Origin of the sequence: Brevundimonas sp. NPDC092305 (genome assembly GCF_044755415.1) — a bacterium.
GTDB lineage: Bacteria > Pseudomonadota > Alphaproteobacteria > Caulobacterales > Caulobacteraceae > Brevundimonas.
The window spans coordinates 597,074-613,885 of sequence record NZ_JBIVQY010000002.1 but is presented as its reverse complement, the minus strand read 5'-3'; the positions used below and the strand labels follow the sequence as shown (position 1 = coordinate 613,885).

22 protein-coding genes are annotated in these 16,812 nt (G+C 68.5%); 14 read left to right on the top strand and 8 right to left on the bottom strand.

Annotation, left to right across the window (positions count from 1 at the left end; all coding sequences use genetic code 11):
• Positions 1–138: 138 nt before the first annotated feature.
• The 3 genes from ACIQC9_RS13540 (at position 139) to ACIQC9_RS13530 (ending at position 2,067) form a co-directional block, all read left to right on the top strand.
• Positions 139–486 (top strand): hypothetical protein, encoded by a 348-nt coding sequence (locus tag ACIQC9_RS13540; protein WP_400616844.1) that lies wholly within the window; start codon positions 139–141, stop codon positions 484–486.
• Complete coding sequence (locus ACIQC9_RS13535; RefSeq protein ID WP_400616843.1) at positions 453–1,097, top strand: alpha-ketoglutarate-dependent dioxygenase AlkB family protein; 645 nt, start codon at positions 453–455, stop codon at positions 1,095–1,097. The genes ACIQC9_RS13540 and ACIQC9_RS13535 overlap by 34 nt, the downstream gene beginning before the upstream one ends.
• 73 nt (positions 1,098–1,170) lie before the next feature.
• Complete coding sequence (locus ACIQC9_RS13530; protein WP_400616841.1) at positions 1,171–2,067, top strand: dienelactone hydrolase family protein; 897 nt, start codon at positions 1,171–1,173, stop codon at positions 2,065–2,067.
• 4 nt (positions 2,068–2,071) lie between these two features.
• Here ACIQC9_RS13530 and grpE read toward each other — a convergent pair whose 3' ends face one another.
• Genes grpE through ACIQC9_RS13515 form a run of 3 tightly spaced genes read right to left on the bottom strand, consistent with a single transcriptional unit; the run spans position 2,072 to position 4,361 of the window.
• Complete coding sequence (gene grpE / locus ACIQC9_RS13525; RefSeq protein WP_400617362.1) at positions 2,072–2,662, bottom strand: nucleotide exchange factor GrpE; 591 nt, start codon at positions 2,660–2,662, stop codon at positions 2,072–2,074.
• A gap of 50 nt (positions 2,663–2,712) precedes the next feature.
• Positions 2,713–3,801: a heat-inducible transcriptional repressor HrcA gene (gene hrcA, locus ACIQC9_RS13520; RefSeq protein WP_400616839.1), complete on the bottom strand. Its 1,089-nt coding sequence runs from the start codon at positions 3,799–3,801 to the stop codon at positions 2,713–2,715.
• A complete protein-coding gene (locus ACIQC9_RS13515) occupies positions 3,798–4,361 on the bottom strand; it encodes a GNAT family N-acetyltransferase (protein WP_400616836.1) in 564 nt (187 codons plus the stop codon). The genes hrcA and ACIQC9_RS13515 overlap by 4 nt, the downstream gene beginning before the upstream one ends.
• Before the next feature lie 45 nt (positions 4,362–4,406).
• On the opposite strand from ACIQC9_RS13515, the gene rph reads away from it, so the two are divergent.
• A complete protein-coding gene (gene rph, locus ACIQC9_RS13510) occupies positions 4,407–5,123 on the top strand; it encodes a ribonuclease PH (protein WP_400616834.1) in 717 nt (238 codons plus the stop codon).
• 62 nt (positions 5,124–5,185) lie between these two features.
• On the top strand, positions 5,186–5,548 hold the full coding sequence (locus tag ACIQC9_RS13505) for a hypothetical protein (RefSeq protein ID WP_400616832.1): 363 nt from the start codon (positions 5,186–5,188) through the stop codon (positions 5,546–5,548).
• On the opposite strand, the gene ACIQC9_RS13500 is transcribed toward ACIQC9_RS13505, so the two are convergent.
• Positions 5,545–5,850 (bottom strand): hypothetical protein, encoded by a 306-nt coding sequence (locus ACIQC9_RS13500; RefSeq protein ID WP_400616829.1) that lies wholly within the window; start codon positions 5,848–5,850, stop codon positions 5,545–5,547. The two genes, ACIQC9_RS13505 and ACIQC9_RS13500, sit on opposite strands and share 4 nt — an antisense overlap.
• A gap of 93 nt (positions 5,851–5,943) precedes the next feature.
• On the opposite strand from ACIQC9_RS13500, the gene ACIQC9_RS13495 reads away from it, so the two are divergent.
• The 4 genes from ACIQC9_RS13495 to ACIQC9_RS13480 all read left to right on the top strand — a co-directional run bounded on the left by ACIQC9_RS13495 (position 5,944) and on the right by ACIQC9_RS13480 (position 9,247).
• Positions 5,944–7,092 (top strand): acyltransferase family protein, encoded by a 1,149-nt coding sequence (locus tag ACIQC9_RS13495; RefSeq protein WP_400616826.1) that lies wholly within the window; start codon positions 5,944–5,946, stop codon positions 7,090–7,092.
• 83 nt (positions 7,093–7,175) lie between these two features.
• A complete protein-coding gene (locus ACIQC9_RS13490) occupies positions 7,176–7,703 on the top strand; it encodes a CHAP domain-containing protein (RefSeq protein ID WP_400616824.1) in 528 nt (175 codons plus the stop codon).
• A 27-nt stretch (positions 7,704–7,730) separates the two neighbouring features.
• The gene (locus ACIQC9_RS13485; protein ID WP_400616821.1) at positions 7,731–8,690 is read left to right on the top strand and encodes a magnesium transporter CorA family protein; all 960 of its coding nucleotides are present in this window, start codon (positions 7,731–7,733) and stop codon (positions 8,688–8,690) included.
• 86 nt (positions 8,691–8,776) lie between these two features.
• Complete coding sequence (locus tag ACIQC9_RS13480; RefSeq protein ID WP_400616819.1) at positions 8,777–9,247, top strand: COG3650 family protein; 471 nt, start codon at positions 8,777–8,779, stop codon at positions 9,245–9,247.
• Here the strand turns inward: ACIQC9_RS13480 and mmcB are convergent.
• Positions 9,232–9,690 (bottom strand): DNA repair putative endonuclease MmcB, encoded by a 459-nt coding sequence (gene mmcB / locus ACIQC9_RS13475; protein WP_400616816.1) that lies wholly within the window; start codon positions 9,688–9,690, stop codon positions 9,232–9,234. The genes ACIQC9_RS13480 and mmcB overlap by 16 nt on opposite strands.
• A gap of 192 nt (positions 9,691–9,882) precedes the next feature.
• Here mmcB and ACIQC9_RS13470 point away from each other — a divergent pair, with 192 nt between their 5' ends.
• Positions 9,883–10,083 (top strand): hypothetical protein, encoded by a 201-nt coding sequence (locus ACIQC9_RS13470; RefSeq protein ID WP_400616813.1) that lies wholly within the window; start codon positions 9,883–9,885, stop codon positions 10,081–10,083.
• Positions 10,084–10,416: 333 nt separating this feature from the next.
• Here the strand turns inward: ACIQC9_RS13470 and ACIQC9_RS13465 are convergent, their stop codons facing one another.
• From ACIQC9_RS13465 to hslV, 3 genes are all read right to left on the bottom strand, one after another.
• Positions 10,417–10,941, bottom strand: coding sequence for a lipocalin family protein (locus ACIQC9_RS13465; protein ID WP_400616810.1), 525 nt, complete (start codon positions 10,939–10,941; stop codon positions 10,417–10,419).
• Positions 10,942–10,994: 53 nt separating this feature from the next.
• On the bottom strand, positions 10,995–12,293 hold the full coding sequence (hslU, locus tag ACIQC9_RS13460; protein WP_400616807.1) for an ATP-dependent protease ATPase subunit HslU: 1,299 nt from the start codon (positions 12,291–12,293) through the stop codon (positions 10,995–10,997).
• Positions 12,294–12,390: 97 nt separating this feature from the next.
• On the bottom strand, positions 12,391–12,963 hold the full coding sequence (hslV, locus tag ACIQC9_RS13455) for an ATP-dependent protease subunit HslV (RefSeq protein WP_400616805.1): 573 nt from the start codon (positions 12,961–12,963) through the stop codon (positions 12,391–12,393).
• 143 nt (positions 12,964–13,106) lie between these two features.
• On the opposite strand from hslV, the gene ACIQC9_RS13450 reads away from it, so the two are divergent.
• From ACIQC9_RS13450 to cobT, 4 genes are read left to right on the top strand one after another with little or no spacing between them, the layout of a single operon-like run.
• A complete protein-coding gene (locus ACIQC9_RS13450; RefSeq protein ID WP_400616802.1) occupies positions 13,107–13,496 on the top strand; it encodes a BLUF domain-containing protein in 390 nt (129 codons plus the stop codon).
• A 31-nt stretch (positions 13,497–13,527) separates the two neighbouring features.
• Positions 13,528–14,277, top strand: a complete 750-nt coding sequence (locus ACIQC9_RS13445) for a HesA/MoeB/ThiF family protein (RefSeq protein ID WP_400616799.1) — start codon at positions 13,528–13,530, stop codon at positions 14,275–14,277.
• Between the two features lie 57 nt (positions 14,278–14,334).
• Positions 14,335–14,898: an SH3 domain-containing protein gene (locus tag ACIQC9_RS13440; protein ID WP_400616796.1), complete on the top strand. Its 564-nt coding sequence runs from the start codon at positions 14,335–14,337 to the stop codon at positions 14,896–14,898.
• Positions 14,899–14,936: 38 nt separating this feature from the next.
• Positions 14,937–16,811 carry a cobaltochelatase subunit CobT gene (gene cobT / locus ACIQC9_RS13435; protein ID WP_400616793.1) on the top strand — a complete coding sequence of 625 codons (1,875 nt, stop codon included), beginning with the start codon at positions 14,937–14,939 and terminating at the stop codon, positions 16,809–16,811.
• Position 16,812: the final 1 nt, after the last annotated feature.

Sequence of the window (16,812 nt, the reverse complement as noted above, 5' to 3'; positions counted from 1 at the left end):
ACGCCGATATGGGATATGCCCCCCCGCCTGCAAGGCCTTTCGATCGAATCGATGATCAGTCAACGTCAGGTGCGACATCGCCCCGGCGTCGCCATATATTGGCTGTTCCATCAGGGCGACGAGCCGGGGAGGGCGCGCATGATCATCACCAGAACCATCACCGCCGGAATTCTGGCCGCCGCGCTGGCGGTCGGCGGCATGGCCGCAGCCCAGTCGCAGGACGGACAGAACCGCCGCATTCGCGTGCACAACCAGACCGGCGTCGGGCTGGCGAAACTCCAGGCCGCCGATGTCCGCTCGGGAAACTATGGCGCGGACCTGCTGGGCGGGACGGCGGTGGAGGCGGGCGCGAGCCGGCTGCTGACCATCGACGACGGTCAGGGCGGCTGCCTCTATGACCTGCGGGCGGAGCTGGCGGGCGGGCAGACGCTGGTGCGCGAGAATGTGAACGTATGCAGGATCGCCGACTACTATCTGACCCGGTGACGCCCAGGCCGCTCGAGACCGGACTAGAGGGTTTCCATCTGTGGCCCGGCGCCCTGTCGCCCGAGGCGCAGGCGGCGCTGCTGGCCGAGGTGCTGCGCGGTCTGGAGATCGCACCGCCGTATCGGCCCATAACGCCGGGCGGGCGGCCGTTCTCGGTCAGGATGAGCAATTTCGGACCGCTGGGCTGGGTGTCGGACCGGGCGGGCTATCGCTATCAATCGACCCACCCGGAGACGGGCGAGCCGTGGCCGCAAATCCCGGCGGTGCTGCTGGAGCTGTGGCGCACGCTCGCGGGCTGGCCGGAGCCGCCGGACGCCTGTCTGGTCAACCTGTATGACGCGGACGCGCGGATGGGCCTGCATCAGGACAGGGATGAGGCGGACCTGACGGCGCCGGTGCTGTCGGTGTCGCTGGGGGACACGGCGGTGTTCCGGATCGGCGCGGCGGGCGGCGGGCCGACGCGGTCGGTGAAGCTGGCCTCGGGCGACGTCTGCGCCCTGAGCGGGCCGGCGCGACTGGCGCGGCATGGGATCGACCGGGTGATCGGAGGCTCCTCCAGCCTCGTCCCGGGCGGCGGGCGGATCAATCTGACGCTGAGGCGGGCGCGCTGACCTCACGGCGAATGTGACTCGACGACCGGCAAGACGCTTGTCACGGTCCGCGCCTCGTTCGCCGGAGCTCGCCATGACCGATCTGATCCGCCCCGAAGGCCCCGTCGCCGACGACGTCATCCTCAGCCGCCGGACATTGGGCGCAGCCGGTCTGGGCGGACTGTTCTTCGCCGGATATGCGCCCGCCGCGCTGGCGGCGCAGGCCAGCCCGATCACGACGCCGGAGACGGGTCTGGTCATCGAGGAGACGACCTATCCCGCGCCGGACGGCTTCAGCGTGCCCGCCTATGTGGCGCGGCCGGAGGGAGACGGCCCCTTCCCGGTGGTGATCGTCGTGTCCGAGATTTTCGGAGTCCACGCCTATATCCGCGACATCTGCCGGCGGCTGGCCAAGGACGGATATGCGGCCATCGCGCCGGCCTTCTTCAACCGCGTCGAGGACCCTGCCCCGCTCAGCGACATGCAGCGCATCCAGCAGATCGTGGCGGCGGCGGGTTATGAGCAGGTGATGGGCGACATCGCCGCGACGCTGGACTGGGCCAGCGGCCAGCTGTGGGCCAATGCGGACAAGGTCGGGATCACCGGCTGGTGCTGGGGCGGCAAGGTGGTGTGGCAGGCCTGCGCCCGCTTCGCCGCGCTGGACGCGGGCGTGGCTTGGTACGGCCGTCTGGCTCCGGCGCCGGACGCGACGCCCGAACAGATCGCATCAGGCCAGCCGTGGCCGGTCGATCTGGCCGCCGACCTGAAATGCCCTGTGCTGGGCCTTTACGGCGAGGCTGACCGTGGAATTCCGCTGCCCTCGGTCGAGGCGATGCGTACGGCCCTGCAGAGGGCGGGTCAGACGACCAGCGGCATTGAGGTGTATCCGGGCGCGCCGCACGGCTTCCACGCCGACTACCGCGACAGCTATCGCCCTGCCGATGCGGCGGACGGCTGGACGAAGCTGTCGATGATGTTCGGCGGTATCTGAAGGCCTAGGCCTTGCCGTCGAACGCGCCGCCCGGGGCCGCTTCCGCCGCCGCATAGGCCGCGTTTCCGGCGGCCGCGCCAGAACCCTTGGCGGCGACCACGACCATGGCCGGACGCACGGTGCGGCCGAACAGTTCGTAGCCGGCCTGCAGGGTCTGCAGCACCTTGCCGCCCTGAACCGTCTCAGAGGGTTGCTCCATCATGGCCTGATGCAGGTGCGGATCGAAGGTTTCGCCGGGCTCCGGAGCCACACGACGCAGGTTGTTGCCCTCGAAGGCCTGCAGCAGGGCCTTCTGGGTGAGCTCGAGACCCGACACCAGTCCAGCGGCGGCGCCCTCGGCGTCCTTGGGTGCGGCATGGATGGCGCGTTCAAGGTTGTCAGCCACGCCCAGCAGGTCGCGGGCGAATTTCTGGATGGCGTAGGCGCGGGCGTCATTATTCGAGGTTTCGGCGCGCTTCTTGGTGTTCTCAGCCTCGGCGATGGCGCGCAGGGCGCGATCCTTCCACTGGTCGCGCTCGGCGATCAGGGCGTCGACCGGGCCCAGATCGTCCTCGTCACGGGCGGCCGCGACGTCGGTCTCGGGCTCGTCGAACAGGTTGGGGTCGTTGTCGAAGCCGCTGTCAGGGTCTCGGTGGGGCATGTCGTTCACGTTTCTTGTCCGTCCAGAATCCGCCCCAGCACCCGGGCGGTGTAATCCACCAACGGAATGATGCGGGCGTAGTTCAGCCTGGCGGGACCGATGACGCCGATGGCGCCCACGACCCGCTGTCGGCCGCTCATATAGGGCGCCGCGACGACGGCGGAACCCGAAAGCGAAAACAGGCGCGTTTCGGCGCCGATGAAGATGCGAACGCCCTGCGCCGCGGAGACGCCGTCCAGCAGGCCGATCAGCTCTTCCTTCTGCTCCAGATCGTCGAACAGGATGCGGACCTTCTCCAGATCCTCCATGGCGCCGGCGTCCTGCAGAAGGTTGGCGCGGCCGCGCACGATCAGGGCCCGCTCCCGCTCGCTGCCGCCGGACCAGGCGGCCAGTCCGTCCTCGACCAGCCGGGCGGCCGCGACGTCCAGCTCACGGCGGGCGGCGTCCAGTTCGGTGCGCATCTCGGTGCGCGCCTCGTGCAGCGGACGCCCCTTCAGGCGGGCGTTGAGGAAGTTCGAGGCCTCCTGCAGCGTCGAGGGCGTCACCCCGGCCTTCAGCGGCATGAGCCGGTTCTCGACCGAGCCGTCGTCGCCGACCAGAACGGCGAGCGCCTGATCATGGCCCAGCGCGACGAACTCGACGTGCTTGACCCCCGCGTCGCGGACCGGGCTGGCGACGATGCCCGCCCCGCCGGCCAGACCAGACAGCAGGCTGGAGGCCTCGTTCAGCGCCTCGTCGAAGCCCCGGCCGCGTCCGGCCAACCGGCCGTCGATCTCGCGCCGCTCCTCGGCGCTCAGGTCGCCGATCTCCAGCAGGCCGTCGACGAACAGGCGCAGGCCGGCGTGGGTCGGAATGCGTCCGGCGGACATATGCGGCGAGGCCAGCAGGCCGGCCAGCGTCAGGTCCTGCATGGTGTTGCGGATCGAGGCGGGCGACAGGGAGATGCCGCTCATCGACAGGGTCCGCGACCCGACAGGCTCTCCGGTCTGGAGGTAGCTCTCGACGATGCGGCGGAAGATGTCGCGGGCGCGCTGGTCCAGACCGACGAGGCCGCCGGGTTCAAGCGCGGTCGAGGTCAGCAGCGGGGTCTTCATGTCCGCGCCTCCCACTGCTCTCGCGTCAGCCGGTGCACCAGACAGTCGTCCTCATCAAACATCCGGCGGCCGACGACCTCGAAGCCCATCCGCTGGTAGAAGCGAATGGCGTCTGTGTTGGAGTTCAGCGGATCGATCACGACGGCGGTCACCTTTGGATCGCTGAAGGCGTCGTGGAGGGCCAGCGTCATCATCTGCGTACCGTAGCCCATGTTCAGGGTGCCCGGGTCGCCAATCCAGATATCCATGGCGCGCAGGTTGGGCTCGATCTCGCCCCAGTAGTGCGTGGGCTCCAGATGAGGGTCGCAGATCTGCATGACGCCGATCGGCCGCCAGAGTCCGTCATGGGCCACCTCGGCGATCCGATAGAAGCTGACGTCCGAGCTTTCCGCCAGTTCCTCCGGCCAGTCAATGCCGTCGAAGGCGACCTCCAGATCGGGGCGGTCGCTGGAGCAGGCGATGACATGCGGCTCGCGATCCCACGCCTGAAGCGTCGGCACATCGGCCAGCGTCGCGGGGCGAAGCCGTACGCGGCCGGCCGTCGTGGTTTCGGAGCTCATGGTTTCAGGATAAGCAGCCCGGCGACCGCTTCCAAGGACCCTCGAATGCGCCCCTCCCAACGCCTGCAGACCCAGCTTCGTCCTGTGACGCTCGAAACCGGCGTCAATCGCTATGCCGAGGGGTCGTGTCTGGTGTCTTTCGGTCACACGAAGGTGCTGGTCACGGCCACGGTCGAGGAGAACGTGCCCGGCTGGATGCGCAACAAGGGTTCGGGCTGGGTGACGGCGGAATACGGCATGCTTCCGCGGGCCACCCATACGCGGGGCCGTCGCGAGGCGGCGACCGGCAAGCAGACCGGCCGGACACAGGAAATCCAGCGGCTGATCGGCCGCTCGCTGCGGGCGGTGGTCGACCTGAAGGCGCTGGGCGAGCGGCAGGTGGTGCTGGACTGCGACGTGATCCAGGCGGACGGCGGCACGCGGACCGCAGCGATCACCGGCGCCTGGGTCGCCATGGCCTCGGCTTTCGACTACCTGCGCAGGGAAGGCGTGCTGGCCGTCGATCCGATCGTCGATCAGGTGGCGGCCGTCTCGTGCGGAGTGTGCAGCGACGAGCCGGTGCTGGACCTCGACTATGAAGAGGATTCCTCTGCCGAGGCGGATTCCAACTTCGTGCTGACCGGCTCGGGCTCGATCGTCGAGATTCAGGCGACCGGCGAGAAGCGCGGCTTCACCCGGGCCGAGTTCGAGCGCCTGTTCCAGCTGGCCGAGGGTGGATGCGCCGAGCTGTTCGCCCTGCAGCGGGCCGCTCTGGGCCGCTAACGCTTTCTTCCGCGTTTGAAACGGGGCAGGGTCGCGGCTTCGCGACCGAACGGAGAGCCCCCATGCGTCTGACCGTCCTCGCCCTGATCGCCGCCGCCTCGCTGGCCGGCTGCGGTCAGCCCGCCGAAAAGGCCCCGGCCGAACCCGCCGCGCCCGCCGCCGCGCCTGCGCCGGAGATGCCGGTCGACGCCCCGCCCCAAGAAGAAGTGGCGACGCCCGTGACGGAAGGTTCGATCCGCTCCTGTCTGGACGAACGGGGCGCCGAGGCGTCCGCGAAACTGGTCGAACGCTGCCGCGCCGTCAGCCCGGCCACGCACCCGCCCTGCAACGCCGCCAACGACTGCGCGACGATACAGGGCGAGATCGACCGGGCCTGCGCCCTGTGGGAACGCGACGGCAATCCGCCGGCGGAGTGCGCGGCCTAACGCTGCAGCCGGGTCAGCACGCGACGGCCGCCCGCCCGGTAGAAGGCGGCCCGATGTTCGGCCGGCAGCACATGGAGTGTTTCCCGCGCCATACCCCGCTCGCAGAAGCGGGGGTCGCCGACGTGTTCGGGGGTGATCCGCTCGACGTGAACGGCGCAGAAGGCGCGGCTCTGTTCGGCGACGCGCCCGGCGAATACGACGGCGTCGGCGCGTCGGGCGAGGTTCAGGCCGGTCGCCTGCACGCGCATGACCGGCGCGGGATCGGCGGCCAGGGTCAGTGTCATTAGGGTGGTCAGAAGCATGGTCTCTCTCCTTGATGGGTCTCGGGGATGAGAGGCTCAGGCGGGGTCGGGCGGATGCTCCACGGACCGTGAATTCGCGGTAAGGCGCGGCCCTTGACCGGCTTAATCGTTTCGGAAGCCTGTTCTGGCAGCCTGCGCGCCATGACCCCCGTCGCGACGCCCGCCGACCTTCGACCCCTGACCTCGCTTCGCTTCATTGCGGCGGCGTGGGTGGTGCTGTTCACGGCATGGCCGCATCTGGATGTGAGCTTCATCCCGAACGCGGTGACCAAGGGCTATCTGGGGGTCGAGACCTTCTTCGTGCTGTCCGGCTTCATCCTCAGCCACGTCTATCTCGAGGCGTTCGGCGAGAAGCGGTATGGGCACGGCGGCTTCCTGTGGGCGCGGATCGCGCGGGTCTATCCGATGCATCTGCTGACCCTGTTCGCCATGATGGCGCTGGGGATCGCCGCCGGCGTGGCCGGCTTGAGCGTGAGCGAGAGCCTGACCGACTGGCGGTCGCTGCCGGCGCATCTGACGATGACCCACGCATGGGGTTTCGCGCCCTCGGCGGCGTTCAACCATCCGTCCTGGTCGATCTCGGCGGAGTGGTTCGCCTATCTGACCTTCCCGGCCTACGCCTTCGTGGCGTGGCGGTTGAGGGATCGGCCATGGATCGCCGTGCTGCTGACCGCCGTGCTGGCGCTGATGCTCTATGCGGCCTTCCCGCTGTGGTCGGGCTTCTCGTTGACCGAGGCGACCTTCCGCTGGGGTGCGCTCAGGATCGTGCCGTGTTTCGCGTTGGGCTGTGCGCTGTATCTGGTGAGGCGCAAGGCGCCGATCCGGCACGGGGGCCGGGTGGCCCTGATCGCAGCCCTCGGCATGATCGTCAGCGCGTCGCTGCTGTGGTGGGACGCGATCACCGTGCTGTTCGCAGGCGCGCTCATCCTTGGTCTGGGGTCGATGGACAATCACCGCGCGGGCGTGCTGGCTTCGCCCGTCGGGGTCTATCTGGGCGAGATTTCCTACTCGATCTACATGGTCTGTGCGCCGGTGATTCTGGTCGTGACCAACCTCGCGGCGAAGCTTCTCGGGGCCGATTCCGACCGACTTCACATAATTGTGTGGCTGGGGGTGGTGGCCGCGATTCCGGTTGCCGCGATGGGCAGTTACCACCTGGTGGAACGCCCCGCTCGTCAGGCTTTGCGCCGGATCAAGATCAAAAACGACAAACCCGCCCCTGCGGCGGAAGCGCGCACGTGAAGCGACGCAAGGGTTCTTCAACCCTGCGCCCTTATCGGTTAGGCCTTGGACCCAGTAAGCAGGTCGGGACCGCATCCAGCATGATGAAACGGCTCAAAGCCGCCGCGGTTGCGGCGACCCTCGGACTTTTTGCGCTGAGCGCCGCCCCTGTCGCGAACGCCGCCGATCCGTACTGGCAGTGTGTCACCTTCGCCCGGATGTTCTCGGGCGTTCAGATCTTCGGCAACGCCAACACCTGGTGGAGCCAGGCACAGGGCCGCTATCGCACCGGAAACCGCCCGCAGACCGGCGCCGTCCTGTCCTTCGCCTCGAGCGGACGGATGAGCATGGGCCACGTCGCCGTGGTGTCCGAGGTGTTGACCGACCGCGTCATCCGCATCACCCACGCCAACTGGGGCGGCAGCCGCGGCAAGGTCGAGGAAAACGTCACCGTCGTCGACGTCTCCGACAATGGCGATTGGACGGCCGTGAAGGTCTGGTACAACCCGATCAATGATCTGGGCACCAGCGTCTATCCGACCAACGGCTTCATCTACGCCGACGCCCCGCGCGGCGGCGAGCGGCCCCTGCTCATGGCCGCCAGCGCGCCTGCGGACGTCGGCCAGCCCTGACGCCCGGGCCTCTGTGGAGGCCCTCTCTTGATCCGCGTCTTTCGCGCCGGCGGCGTCGACTGCGAGCCCGTCGAGGTCCATCCCGGCGACTGGACGCTGGCGCCCGACATCATCTGGATCGACCTGGTCAAGCCGACGCGTGAAGAAGACGCCGTCGTCGAGAAGGCGGTCGGCGTCTCGGTCCCGACCCGCGAGGAGATGGCCGAGCTGGAGGCTTCAAGCCGCATCTACCGCGAGAACGGCGCGACCTATGTCACCGCCGACATCATCACCCGCGGCGACGAGGAGATTCCGGGCATCGAGCCGGTGACCTTCGTCCTGACCGACGGGCCGCTGGTCACCATCCGCTATTCCGATCCCAAGCCCTTCACCATGGTCATGGACAAGCTGGGGCGCGAGCCGGGGCTGTGCGACACGGGCACCGGGGTGTTCCTGAACCTGATGGAAGCGGTGATCGACCGCGTCTCTGACATCCTGTCGCGCAATGTCGAGCATGTGGAAGCGATCGCCAATCACGTCTTCGCCGAGGGGCGTCGGGTCGGGTTCGAGAAGCTGATCAACAAGCTGGGCAAAGCCCAGATCGCCAACGCCCGCATCGAGCAAAGCCTGGCCGGCCTGTCGCGCATTTTCGCCTTCATCAGCGGCGAGGAGCGGCTGGCGGACAAGGAGGCGCACGCGCACATGCAGTCGCTGCGGCGCGACGCCGAGAGCCTGATCCTGCACAATCAGGCGGTCGCCAGTTCGATCAACTTCCAGCTTTCGGCGGCGCTGGGGCTGATCAACATCCAGCAGTCGTCGATCATCAAGATCTTCTCGGTCGCCTCGGTGGCCCTGCTGCCGCCCACGCTGATCGCCTCGATCTACGGGATGAACTTCGTGCACATGCCGGAGCTGGCGCAGCCGTGGGGATATCCGATGGCGCTGATCGCCATGCTGATCTCGGTGATCGTGCCCTTGGCGTGGTTCAGGAAGAAGGGCTGGCTCTGAGCGGTTGAACCGATCGCCCCGGCGGTGGTTCGGAGTTTGACACCCGGCCCGTGCGCGGGTCTTGTCGCCGCCGAACGGAGATACCCATGCGCCTGATCGCCCTCGCCGCCCTGTCGACCCTCGCGCTCGCCGCCTGCGGCGACCAGTCGGACCGGACCGAGGCGGTCGAAATCTCTACGCCTGTCGCTCCGGCGGTTCTGGCGGGCGTCGATCTGAAACAGCCGATCCGGGCGCTGGGCACCGAGCCGTTCTGGTCGGTGGATCTGAACGGGTCGGAGATGACCTATACCGCGCCCGAGCCGCCCGAACTGCGCGCGCCCCAGCCGGCGCCGGTGATGCAGGGTACGATCGCCGTCTATGAGTCCGCGGTGCAGAGCCAGGAGTTCAAGGTCACCCTGACGGCGACGGAATGCTCGGACGGTATGAGCGACCGGACCTATCCGCTGTCCGCCATCGTCAAGATCGGCGATCGCACCCTGACCGGCTGCGCCGCGGCCCGGTCGGCCATCATGACCGGCGGCGAAAGCGGCCCGGTCGAGGCTCAGCCGCCCGCCTGATCCCGCAGAGTCCGCATGGCGCCCAGCCGGGCGAACGCGACGGTCAGCGCCTTGCGCCGCGCGGGAGCCAGCGGGTTCAAGGTCGCCTCCCGCACCACCGCCCCGCCGAAACCGTCGGCGACGATCAGCCCGCAGTCGCCCTCCAGCAAATCCTGCGGGAACTCGGGCGCCACGGCGAAGTAGAAGGCGTCGCAGAACGGCCCGTACTCGCGCCATTTCTGGTCGCAACGATAGTCCTCGGCCCCCGACTTCACCTCGCAGATCACGATATCCCCGCGCGGTCCGAGCGCCATGACGTCGGCGCGCCGCCCGTTAGGCAGTCCAACCTCCAGCAAGGGCGCATAGCCGAGATCCACCATCAGCCGCGCTGCGCCCCGGGTTACGGACAGCGTGGTCTCGGGGCGGCTGAAGGCGAGCTCGATATGCGCGACGGCGGCGGGCATCCCGACTTTATGTTCCGGCTTCGTTCCCAAGGCAAGCGAGGCTTTGCCTCCGTCGACGCACCCGGGGCCGAAGGCAGGTGGACGGGCGTTCAGGGAACATAGCCGTTTTTTAAGAAGACTGTCCGGAACCAGACACTGCCGTCAGGCGATAGAGACCCGCACGGTCTCTCCAGCGGGCCTCGGATGCAGACTATGGGTCCATACACCTTGACGGTCTTTAGCGCCGGGAGCGTTTCGCCGGTGGAGATCGCCCACGTGAATCGCGCGCCGGAGGTTCTGGCTAAGATCACCGAGCTTCTGGAGAAACACAAAGGGTGCGAGCGCATCCGCATCGACACCGTGACGGCTCACCTGTTCACGGTCGATTGCCACGGCGACAGAGTTGAAGACTAGCTCTGTCGGCCTGAGCCCGGCCTCCTACGCAAGTTAACCACGCCGGGCGTGACGGAAAACGGGTCTCCATGCTGGCGTCAGGGCCCGTCGAGCGCCCGCTCCCGTTCGATTTCACGGTCGATCTCGGCCTGCGAGACGCCGTACTCGAGCAAAAGGCTTTGGATCATGTCGACGTGGTCGTTGACGGGGAGGTCGTGCTGGAACCTCTGTCGCCAGAGGCGGTGCAGGGCCCTCTCCTCCGCCGGTCGATCGGGTGTTGCAGCGCCGGGATTTTCCACTGGACGCACTCCTCTCGTCCTCGTCAACGCATGAGGAGCCGGAGGGCGCCGGAAACTATCCGCGCCCGGTGTGAACCGGATTTCCGGTCGCGAAGCCCAGCGCCCGGGCGCGGTTGATCAGCTGCGTTCTCGTCGCCTCCGACGGCGACTGGCTGCGGTGCCAGATCCACCAGTTGGACTTGTTCGGCAGACCCATGATGGCCCAGCTGTAGTCAGGGGCGTGGTCCCAGACCCAGTAGTTCTGGCCCGCCAGTCCGCCGAAGCTCATGATGCCGGTCAAGGTGAAGCGGAACTTCGCATTGGTGCCGGGATCGGTGATGCGGGCATTGGCGCGCAGACGTTCGACCTCGCCATCCGTGCGGCGGGTGCAGGTGACGACAAGGCCGTAGCGGTTGGCCTGCCCCTGCGGCGTGAAGTCGATCTGGGCCCGGCTGCAGTCCTTCTGGACGTTGTTGGGATTGCGCACGATCTCGAACCAGCGGCCGTCGAACTGGTCGAGGTTCACGTCCGTGGACTGGGCGGCGGCGGGCGAGGCGGCCAGCAGGGCGGCGGTCGCGGCGAACAGGCAGGCACGGATCATCGGCGTCTCCTCTTGCGAGGAGATACGGATGAAGACCGGCCGCGGTTGCCAGACTAGAGGATGTAGCGGCTGAGGTCCGCGTTCCTCGCCAGTTCGCCGATGCGGTCGCGAACCCGATCGCCGTCGAAGGCGACGGTTTGCCCGGCGAGGTCGGAGGCCTTGAAGCTGGTCTCTTCCAGCACGCGCTCCAGCACCGTCTGCAGGCGGCGGGCGCCGATGTTCTCGATGGTGGAGTTGGCGGCGACGGCGGCGTCGGCCAGCGCCTCGACCGCGTCGGCGGTGAAGGTCAGCGTGACCTCCTCGGTCGCCAGCAGGGCCTGGTTCTGGCGGATCAGATTGGCCTCGGGCTCGGTGAGGATGCGCACGAAGTCGTCGCGGGTCAGGGCCTTCAGCTCGACCCGGATCGGCAGGCGGCCCTGAAGTTCGGGCAGCAAATCCGAGGGCTTGGCCACATGGAAGGCGCCAGAGGCGATGAACAGCACATGGTCGGACTTCACCGGCCCGTACTTGGTCGAGACCGTCGTGCCCTCAATCAGGGGCAGCAGGTCGCGCTGGACGCCCTCGCGCGAGACATCGGCGCCGGACGCGCCCTGACGGGCGGCGACCTTGTCAATCTCGTCGATGAAGACAATGCCCTCGTTCTCGGCCAGCAGCAGGGCTTCCTTGGTCAGACTGTCCTGATCCAGAAGCTTGTCCGATTCCTCGGTGACCAGCGGGCCCAGCGCATCGCGGACCGTCAGCTTGACCGTCTTCGTCCTGTTCCCGCCCAGCTTGCCCAGCATCTCGGACAGATTGATCATACCGACGTTCCCGCCCGGCAGGTCCAGCCCGGGCATGGCGGGCGCGGTGTCCGCCAGCGCGATCTCGATCTCCTTGTCGTCCAGTTCGCCGGCGCGCAGCTTCTTGCGGAAACTGTCGCGGGTGGCCGGCTGGGAGCCGGGACCGACGAGGGCGTCAAGAATGCGCTCCTCGGCCTGCCCCTCGGCGCGGGCTTTCACGCCCGAGCGGCGCTTCTCGCGGACCATGACCAGAGCCGCCTCGACGAGGTCGCGCATGATCTGGTCGACGTCGCGGCCGACGTAGCCGACCTCGGTGAACTTGGTCGCCTCGACCTTGAGGAACGGCGAGCCGGCCAGTCGGGCCAGACGGCGGGCGATCTCGGTCTTGCCAACGCCCGTCGGCCCGATCATCAGGATATTCTTGGGCGTCACCTCGTCGCGCAGGTCGTCGGGCACGCGCTTGCGGCGCCAGCGATTGCGCAGGGCCACGGCCACGGCGCGCTTGGCGTCCTCCTGTCCGACGATAAATCGGTCGAGCTCGGAGACGATCTCGCGGGGGGAAAGGTCTGTCATGCTTCCGAAATGGGTGAGCCGAAGCGAGTTGGCGAGAGGGAGCGATAGATCACCGGCGTCGCAGGGGCGATGATGCGGCGCGACAGTTAGGCCCGGATCAATCTCCCAGCGTTTCCACCGTCAGATTGCCGTTGGTGTAGACGCAGATGTCGGCGGCGATCTTCATCGCCTTGCGGGCGATGGCCTCGGCGTCCAGCGCGGTGTCTTCATCGATCAGGGCGCGGGCGGCGGCGAGCGCATAGTTGCCGCCGGAGCCGACGGCGGCGACACCGTGCTCGGGCTCCAGCACATCGCCGACGCCGGTGACGGTGAAGATCGAGCTCTTGTCCGCCACCAGCAGCATGGCCTCGAGCCGACGCAGATAGCGGTCGGTCCGCCAGTCCTTGGCGAGGTCGACGCAGGCGCGGGCCAGCTGGTCCGGATACTGCTCCAGCTTGGTCTCGAGCCGCTCGATCAGGGTGAAGGCGTCTGCGGTGGCGCCGGCGAAACCCGCCAGAACCTTGCCGCCCGACAGGGTGCGCACCTTGCGGGCGGCGCCCTTGACGATGGTCGGTCCCATGGAGACCTGGCCGTCGCCGGCGATGACGGTGCGGCCGTTCTTGCGGACGGCCAGGATGGTCGTTCCGTGCCAGCCCGGGCCGGTCGTCTCTGAAGCGTGGGAGTGGGTCATCCGCCCCAGATGGCGTCCGAAATGCGGCGGGGCAAGCCGGAAGCGGAGCAAAATCAACGCACCAGCTTTGCCATTATCTCGCCTGCGTAAACGGTTACAGGAAGGAAATATAACCACGCTATTCTGGAAACGAGGGCACGTTCGTGCTTCACCGACTTATCTACGCCAGTGAAGCTGTCGGCCAGACCGGCGCATCTGTGCTTTCCGTCGCCCAGATTCTGGGGGCGTCCGAGCGCAACAACCGGCGCGACCATGTGACCGGCTGCGTGATGTTCCACCGCGGGCACATCCTGCAGGTGCTGGAGGGCGCGCGGCCCGATCTGGACCGGCTGATGCGCCGCATCGTCGAGGACGGCCGGCATCGCAATGTCCGGGTGTTGATCGACCAACCCATCGCGGCGCGCAGCATGACCGACCCCATGTGCCTGTGCGGCGATCCGGAGACGCTGATCCAGCGCGCCGGCCTGACCTGCCTTTCGCGCGTCACCGCGGCCGAAGCCGAAACCATGCTGGATCTGCGCAAGGCCGCGTGACCTCGGCCCTTCTGCGCCCTACATCGGACGCGTGAGCTTCACCGACGACGACATCGAACGCTACGCCCGCCATCTGGTGCTGTCCGAGATCGGCGGGCCGGGGCAGCAGCGCCTGAAAGCCGCGCGGGTGGCCGTGGTCGGTCTGGGCGGAGTCGGTGCGCCGGCGGCCCTGTATCTGGCGGCGGCGGGCGTCGGACGGCTGAGGCTGATCGACGACGACGTCGTGTCCCTGTCCAACCTTCAGCGTCAGGTGTTGTTCGCCACCGATGACATCGGCCGGGGCAAGGTGGAGGTCGGCGCCGAGGCCCTGACCGCGCTCAATCCCGGCGTGGAGATCGAGGCCGAGGCGGTGCGCCTGACCTCGGCGAATGCCGACGCCCTGATCGCCGACTGCGACGTGGTTCTGGACGGCACCGACGACTTCAGCACGCGGTTCGCGGTCAACGCCGCCTGTGTGGCGGCCAGTCGCCCTCTCGTCTCGGGCGCCCTGGGGCGATGGTCGGGACAGGTCGGCGTCTTCGCCGGACGGCCCTGCTACCGCTGCTTCGTGCCGGAACCGCCGCCGGACGCCGAGACCTGCGCCCGGGTCGGGGTGGTAGGCGCGCTGGCGGGGGTGGTCGGGTCGATGGCGGCGCTTGAGGCGATCAAGCTGATCACCGGCGCCGGGCGCGCATTGACCGGGCGAGTGGTGCTGTACGACGGCCTGACGGGCGAGGCCCGGACGGCGGGCATCGGCGCCGATCCGGCCTGTACGATCTGCGCCGCCGGCCGGTCTGGTTAATGCGGCCTTAAACTTGTGAGGACAAAGTCGGGCGTTCCCGAATCCCGGACCTCCGCCGTGCCGCGCAACGCCCTCCTCCGCTTCCGTCGACTGGTCGTCGTGACCGCCGTTCTGGGCTGCGCGGTGATGGCCGGCGCCGCCCAGACCATGCCGGACGGACGACCGACGCCGAGCGGCCAGCCGGTGCCGCGCTGGCTGTCGCTGAAGTCGTCCGAGGTGCGCGCCCGGTTCGGACCCGGTCTGGATTATCGCGTCCTGTGGGAATACCGCACCGCAGGCCTGCCGGTTCAGGTCGTCGCCGAGACGAGGGAGTGGCGCAAGATCTGTGACGCAGAGGGCTCGGTGGCCTGGGTTCACCGGAGCGTGGTCTCCAGCCGTCGGCATGTGATGAACACCTCGGGGCAGGAGCTGCCGGTCCGCGCGCGCCGCACCGACGCCTCGGCCGTCCGCGCCCGCCTGTCGCCCCACGCCATCGTCTCGATCGGCGACTGCGAGGAAGGCTGGTGCGAGGTTCGCGCCCGCCGCCTGCGCGGTTGGGTGCGTCAGACCGAGGTGTTCGGCGCCCAGTCGCGCGCCCTGTGCAACGCCGCCCGGCCCGCAGGGCGCGGACGCACCGCCTGACCCTTCTCGTGAAGGCCTCGACGCGCTAACGGTCCGCCATGGCGACCGCCGACACTCCCGCCGAAATCTTCAAGCGCGCGCTGGCCCATGCCGCGCGGGCGCTGGCCGAGCAGGCCGAACTGGAGGTCGCCTTCGGTTCGGACGGGCCGAAGCTGCAGAACGGCGTCCTGACCCTGCCCCATCCGCCGCGCGATCCGGCCGGGCCTGAGAGCGCCTCGCTCCGGGGGCAGGCCGACCGGCTGGCCCTGCGTCTGGCCAATCACGACGAGGCCCTGAACGCCCGCCTGCGTCCCACTGACACCCGGGCGGCCGAAGTGTTCGAGGCGGTCGAACAGGCGCGGGTCGAGGCGGTCGGCTCACAATCTTTGGCCGGGGTTCGCGCCAATCTGGACGCCGCCCTGCTGACGCGGCTGGAGAAGACGGGCGCGCTGAGGGTCACCGACGCCGAGCGGGTGCCGGTGTCCGAGGCCGTGGCCCTGCTGGTGCGCGAGCGGCTGACGGGCAGGCGGGCTCCGGACGGCGCGGGGGCCCTGCTGGACCTTGTCCGCTCCGAACTCGAGACGAAGGCGGGGCGGAAGATCGACGCCCTGTCAGAGGTCGCGGACGACCAGACCGCCTTCGCCGAACGGCTGAAGGACGTGTTGCGCGCGCTCGATCTCGATCCGGGCGACGGGCGAGGCGACGACGCCTCCGAGGATCAGGGCGACGAGGAGCCCGACCCGCAAGACCCCGACGCGGCCGACGATCAGGACGAGGAAGAGGACGACGCCGGCGGCGGCGAGGGCCAGTCGATGGACGGCTCGACCGACGACCAGACGGCCGGCGACGAGCGCGAGAGCCGGCCCGACGGGGCGCCCGCCGACCCCGACGGCGACGCCAACGACGAGAGCCCGGAGCTTAGCGAGGGCTCCCTGCCCAACCGCCAGCAGACGCAGGACGACGGCCGCGCGATCGACATGTATCGCGTCTTCACCACCGCCTTCGACGAGGTGGTCGACGCCGCCGAGCTGTGCGATCCGAACGAGCTGGACCGGCTGCGGGCCCTGCTGGACAGCCAGTTGACGGCGCTGTCGTCAGTGGTCGCGCGGCTGGCCAACAAGCTGCAGCGCCGGCTGTTGGCCCAGCAGAACCGCAGCTGGCATTTCGATCTGGAAGAGGGGGTGCTGGACACCGCCCGTCTGACCCGGATCATCACCGACCCGACCAGTCCGCTCAGTTTCAAGGCCGAGAGCGAAAGCCCCTTCCGGGACACGGTGGTGACCCTGCTGCTGGACAACTCCGGCTCAATGCGCGGCCGGCCGATCATGGTGGCGGCGGTCTGTGCGGATATCCTGGCGCGGACGCTGGAGCGGTGCGGGGTCAAGGTCGAAATCCTCGGCTTCACCACCCGGGCGTGGAAAGGCGGCCAGTCGCGCGAGGCGTGGATCACGGCTGGCAAGCCCCCCGCGCCGGGCCGCCTCAACGACCTGCGCCACATCATCTACAAGTCGGCCGATGCGCCGTGGCGGCGGGCCAAGAAGAACCTCGGCCTGATGATGCGCGAGGGGCTGCTGAAGGAAAACATCGACGGCGAGGCGCTGCTGTGGGCGCACAACCGTCTGCTGGCGCGGACCGAGCAGCGGCGCATCCTGATGGTCATTTCGGACGGCTCGCCGGTCGACGACTCGACCCAGTCGGCCAATGCGGCCCTCTATCTGGACAAGCATCTGCGTCAGGTGATCGAGCAGATCGAGACGCGGTCGCCGATTGAGCTGCTGGCCATCGGCATCGGCCACGACGTGACCCGCTGGTATCGCCGCGCCCTGACCATCGTCGACGTCGAGCAACTGGGCGGGGCGATGATCGAGAAGCTGGCCGAACTGTTCGACGACAAGGCCGAGGCGCCCGCCCCGCGCCGGAGACGGGCGGCGTGAG

Bases quoted from the DNA above. Each gene is read 5' to 3' on its own strand.
- hslV (WP_400616805.1), bottom strand. From the start codon at position 12,963: ATGACCCACTCCCACGCTTCAGAGACGACCGGCCCGGGCTGGCACGGA.
- ACIQC9_RS13530 (WP_400616841.1), top strand. From the start codon at position 1,171: ATGACCGATCTGATCCGCCCCGAAGGCCCCGTCGCCGACGACGTCATC.
- hslU (WP_400616807.1), bottom strand. From the start codon at position 12,293: ATGACAGACCTTTCCCCCCGCGAGATCGTCTCCGAGCTCGACCGATTT.
- ACIQC9_RS13480 (WP_400616819.1), top strand. From the start codon at position 8,777: ATGCGCCTGATCGCCCTCGCCGCCCTGTCGACCCTCGCGCTCGCCGCC.
- rph (WP_400616834.1), top strand. From the start codon at position 4,407: ATGCGCCCCTCCCAACGCCTGCAGACCCAGCTTCGTCCTGTGACGCTC.
- ACIQC9_RS13515 (WP_400616836.1), bottom strand. From the start codon at position 4,361: ATGAGCTCCGAAACCACGACGGCCGGCCGCGTACGGCTTCGCCCCGCG.
- hrcA (WP_400616839.1), bottom strand. From the start codon at position 3,801: ATGAAGACCCCGCTGCTGACCTCGACCGCGCTTGAACCCGGCGGCCTC.
- ACIQC9_RS13470 (WP_400616813.1), top strand. From the start codon at position 9,883: ATGGGTCCATACACCTTGACGGTCTTTAGCGCCGGGAGCGTTTCGCCG.
- ACIQC9_RS13465 (WP_400616810.1), bottom strand. From the start codon at position 10,941: ATGATCCGTGCCTGCCTGTTCGCCGCGACCGCCGCCCTGCTGGCCGCC.
- ACIQC9_RS13500 (WP_400616829.1), bottom strand. From the start codon at position 5,850: ATGCTTCTGACCACCCTAATGACACTGACCCTGGCCGCCGATCCCGCG.
- ACIQC9_RS13505 (WP_400616832.1), top strand. From the start codon at position 5,186: ATGCGTCTGACCGTCCTCGCCCTGATCGCCGCCGCCTCGCTGGCCGGC.
- ACIQC9_RS13490 (WP_400616824.1), top strand. From the start codon at position 7,176: ATGAAACGGCTCAAAGCCGCCGCGGTTGCGGCGACCCTCGGACTTTTT.
- mmcB (WP_400616816.1), bottom strand. From the start codon at position 9,690: ATGCCCGCCGCCGTCGCGCATATCGAGCTCGCCTTCAGCCGCCCCGAG.
- ACIQC9_RS13540 (WP_400616844.1), top strand. From the start codon at position 139: ATGATCATCACCAGAACCATCACCGCCGGAATTCTGGCCGCCGCGCTG.
- ACIQC9_RS13535 (WP_400616843.1), top strand. From the start codon at position 453: ATGCAGGATCGCCGACTACTATCTGACCCGGTGACGCCCAGGCCGCTC.
- cobT (WP_400616793.1), top strand. From the start codon at position 14,937: ATGGCGACCGCCGACACTCCCGCCGAAATCTTCAAGCGCGCGCTGGCC.